The 1164-nt window shown below is 73.9% G+C and carries 1 protein-coding gene; it reads right to left on the bottom strand.

Annotation, left to right across the window (positions count from 1 at the left end; genetic code table 11):
• Positions 1–1106, bottom strand: a 1106-nt coding sequence (locus E2E34_RS34460; RefSeq protein ID WP_244316405.1) for a sensor histidine kinase, incomplete at its 3' end; no start/stop codon positions are given.
• Positions 1107–1164: the final 58 nt, after the last annotated feature.

A 1164-nucleotide genomic window follows, 5' to 3' on the forward strand; every position in this document is an offset into this window, starting at 1 on the left:
CCCGCCCGCAGCGTCCCGCCGACCGCGCTCAGCCGCTCCCGCAGCCCGGCGAGGCCGGAACCCGGCGTCCCCGTGGCAGGCGCGTCCCCGGCCCCGTCGTTCTCGACGACCAGCACCGCACGCCCTCCGTCCGTCCGCAGCCGCACCGTGCAGCTGCGCGCGTCCCCGTGCCGCAGCACGTTGGTCGTCGCCTCCCGTACGACCCACCCGAGCGCCGACTGCACGCCGGGCGGCAGTTCGTCGCCGGGCCGCCCCCGGTCCATCACACAGTCGATGCCCGCCGCGCTCAACACCCCTCGCGCTCCTTCCAGTTCGGCGGGCAGATCCGCCGCACGGTAGCCCCGTACGACCTCACGCACCTCGCGCTGCGACTCCTGGGCGATCCGCTGCACCTCGGCCATCTGCTCGGCGGCCTCCGGCCTGCCGCGCCGGGCCAGCTGCACCGCCAGCTCGCTCTTGAGCGCGATGACGGCGAGGTTGCGGCCCATCACGTCGTGCATGTCCCGCCCGAACCGCAGCCGTTCCTCGGCGACCGCGAGCCGCGCGGAGACGTCGCGGGCCCGGTCGATCTCCCAGATCACCGCGATGAACCAGGCCGACGACCGCGTGGTCACCAGCCCGAACAACCCCACGAACAGCACGACGATCACCGCTGCCACGGGCAGTCCGCCGTGCCCCCCGGTGGCCGCCAGCGCCCCCGCCACCAGTACCGCCACCATCAGCGTCCCCAGCACCAGCCGCCGGACCGTCGAGAGCATGAACGTCGACATGGCCACCGTCAGCAGGGCGTTGACGAGCATCTGGGCCATGGCCTGCCCGTCGCGGTCGAGCCCGCCGGTCGCCTGAAGGAAGATGATCAGTCCCACCGACACCGCGCCCAGCCCCAGCGAGACACCCGCCGAGCGCCAGGGCGGCGGGGCGCCGTCGACGTAGTGCGCCAGCCCGTGACGGATGGTGTGCATGGCGACCGCGCACTGGGCCACGCTCAGCGCCAGCAGCCCGCGCAGGAGCGGGGCGGCGCCGGTGCCGCCGGCCGGTTCCGCGGTGAGGGGAACGACGAAGCCCAACGCGATCGGCCACGGCAGCAGGTACAGCAGCACCCGCATGTACAGATCCAGCTTCGCGGCCTGACTCCGCTTCCGCCAGAAGCCCCTCATCCCGTCC

This window comes from Streptomyces albidochromogenes (assembly GCF_005981925.1).
GTDB lineage: Bacteria > Actinomycetota > Actinomycetes > Streptomycetales > Streptomycetaceae > Streptomyces > Streptomyces albidochromogenes.